Source organism: Arthrobacter sp. P1_B4, from assembly GCF_056406555.1.
Genome location: NZ_JBFTZW010000170.1, coordinates 1 through 2,799, shown reverse-complemented (window position 1 = coordinate 2,799; position 2,799 = coordinate 1). Strand labels below are relative to the sequence as shown.

Sequence of the window (2,799 nt, the reverse complement as noted above, 5' to 3'; positions counted from 1 at the left end):
GTTTCAGGCTCGGCACGGAGGACAGCATGTTCAATCCGCTCGTGTGCCGCCGCGGCATCTCCGGCTCCATGGGCCATGATCGCCTCGGTCAGGCTCAGGCAGGTGTCGATATATGAGCTGCCGCGGCGTTCGGCCAGTGACTCGGCACAGCGTTGCGAAGCGGCGGTGTCACCTTCGCGACGCAGCAACTCCGCCAGCAGCGTATCCGCCAATGCGCCGTGCCCCCCGGCACCCAGTGGTTGGACGGTCCGCAAAGCTCCGTCCCGGTCGCCCCTGGCTTCGGCAATTTTCGCCACCGCGATGGTCTCCAGGGCATTCCATGACACGGCGTACCGTCCCCGCCCGTGAAAGGACTCCAGCGCCGCACCGGAGTCGGCCAGGCGGGGCAGGTCGCCGGCGGCGCAATCAACCAGGACCCGATAGATGGCGCTGAGCGGACCCGTCGGTAACAGCTCGCTGCCCAATCGCTGTGCTTTGGTAAGACAGGTCCGCGCAGCCTTCAGATCATCATTCCAGTAGCACGCGATGCCCCGGGCCAGCCAGGCCGGAGCCATCCGTTGCCGCGAATTCCAACCCAGCGCCTCTCCCCGTTCCAACGCCGCCGTGCCAAGTTCGTCGGCGCTCGCGAGGTTACCGGCGATGGCGTGAGCCAACGCGAGCTCGGCCTGGGCGCAGATTTCCACGGCTTCCAGCTGTTCCGGGTTGCCGGTGGCCGCCGTTGCCTGGAGCAGCGCCGTCGCAAGTTCGCCCGTGCGGTGCAGCCGGAACTCTGCCTGGGCCAGCAGGAAGAGTCCTGTCGAGAAGGAGCTGGAGCGCCCATCGCCTGAAATGTCCGTCGTCGACTGGCCGTCGTCCGTCTCGGTGTGCGGGTCCAGGCGGCCGTCGGCAGGCAGCGGCTCGTAGAGCGCCCGGTAACTCTCCAGTCTCCGGCGTCGAATTGCGTCCAGCGCGAAGGTCCGCGACAGCGCCCGGTCGGTGAGCTCGGCTGCGGCGGTGCCGTCGCCGGAAAGGGCAYGGCAGACCGAACGGATCATCAGGATCTCCGGATCCTCGCCCCACGGTGCGGGGAGATCCAGGCACAGCCGTTCAAGGGTCTGCACGTCATTTCCGAGCAGGAATTCGAGCCAATGGGCGCCGAGGGAAATCACGGCTTGCCGGGGTGCGCTTCCTTGCAGCGCCTGGGCGACGCCCTCGACGACGTCGACGTCCTGGTAGTACCTCGCCGCCACGCGGTGCAGACGCTCGGCGAGCAGAGGGTCGCGCCGCTGCAGGATGCGCCGGCACTGCGCCGCGAAGAGGGAATGCCACCGGAACATCGATTCGCCCGCACGGTATTCGTGCTCCTCGATGAAGAGCCCGTTACGGAGGCATTCCTCAAGCAGCACGCCGCCGCGGGGACGGCCTTCGAGTTCGACGGCGAGCCGGCGGCCGAGCCAGTCGCTGGTAGTGGCCCTGAGAATGAATTCGGCCAGCGACGGTTCGATCTGGTCGAGGATCTCTTCTGCGACGTAGTCGGCGAGCGGGACGTGCGTCGGCGCGGAGCCTGGCGTTGCAAGCGGGACGTTGCGCGCCTGCGCCAACGTGACCAGGCTGGCGTGGACTGCCACAGGCCAGCCGGCTGTCATTTTCCAGAGCGACCCGGCGTCGAACGTTTGATCCTGTCCCAGCGCACTGGCGAACTGGGCAACTTCCTCCCGCGTGAAGGCCAGTTCGGCGGCGCGAAGTTCACCCAGTCCCTCGCCGTACCGGAATCTTTCGAGCTGGATGGACGTATGGCCGCGTCCCGAGAGGACCAGCCGCAGTGAGGGGGGTGCCGATGCTGCGAGCACCCCGACGATTCCGTTCGCCAGCCCAGGTCCGGCCAAATGGACGTCATCGATCACCAGGACAATCGGTTCGGTGAGGTGCTCGAGTGCCCCGAGGAGAAGGTCGTAGGAAGCCGCCCGGTCATGGGCAAGGCTCGGGTCAAGAGCCAGGAGGGCGTCGGTTCCGGGCAACGGCAGTTTGCTCGCCGCGGACTGGATCGCCCCAACGACACCGTGAAACAGCCGCGCGGGCTGCGTGTCGAACCGGTCAAGTGACAGCCATGCGCACGGCAGAGCGCACTTGCGGACCCAATCACCCAGGAACGTGGACTTGCCGTAGCCGGCCGGGGCCGCAACGAGGGTCAGGCGGTGCGAATCTGCGGCCGCGGACAGGGCGCTTTCCAGACGTGGACGCTCCAGCGCTCCGAGACCGCGCACAGGCGGGCGGATCTTGAACTGTGGGCCCGGTACCCATTCGGCTTCTAGCCTATCTCTCACATTCCACATGCTAGGTGGGGGCAAAAGGGCACCAACAGGGCGCAAAGACCCCTTGTGCGCCGCTCCATAGCGCGACAATACGGCGATTAGGACGACCCGATTGCGGCACGGCACGAATTGGGTGCCCGGCTGTATCATCAGTCATGCCTATGAAGCACGGCAGCCCGACAGACCCGATTTTCCTTCATGACCTCGACAAGGCCGACCGCAGGCGGGTCATTATTTTCGCGATTGCACGTCTCATCGCATTTTCGGTTGTGGTCCTCGCCCTGTATTTCTTTATTCCCGTCGGGGGATTCAATGACGCCGATCCCGCGGCCGCCTGGATCCGCCTGGCGGGTGTCGTGCTGGTCTTTTTCGCAGTCTTGGCAATTCAATTGCGGCTGATACTCGTGGCGCATATTCCGAGGGTTCGGGCGGCCGCGGCTGTCGCCGAAACCCTGTTGATGTTTTTGTGTCTCTTCGCGCTCCTTTACACATCAATGTCGATCACATC

General features: G+C 65.5%; 1 protein-coding gene and 1 pseudogene. One reads left to right on the top strand and one right to left on the bottom strand.

Features of this window, described 5'->3' with window-relative positions; genetic code table 11:
* Positions 1-2,243, bottom strand: a 2,243-nt coding sequence (locus tag AC1D1W_RS20405) for a winged helix-turn-helix domain-containing protein (protein WP_476944664.1), incomplete at its 3' end; no start/stop codon positions are given.
* A gap of 209 nt (positions 2,244-2,452) precedes the next feature.
* On the opposite strand from AC1D1W_RS20405, the pseudogene AC1D1W_RS20400 reads away from it, so the two are divergent.
* A pseudogene (locus AC1D1W_RS20400) lies at positions 2,453-2,799 on the top strand (potassium channel family protein); the annotation flags it as partial.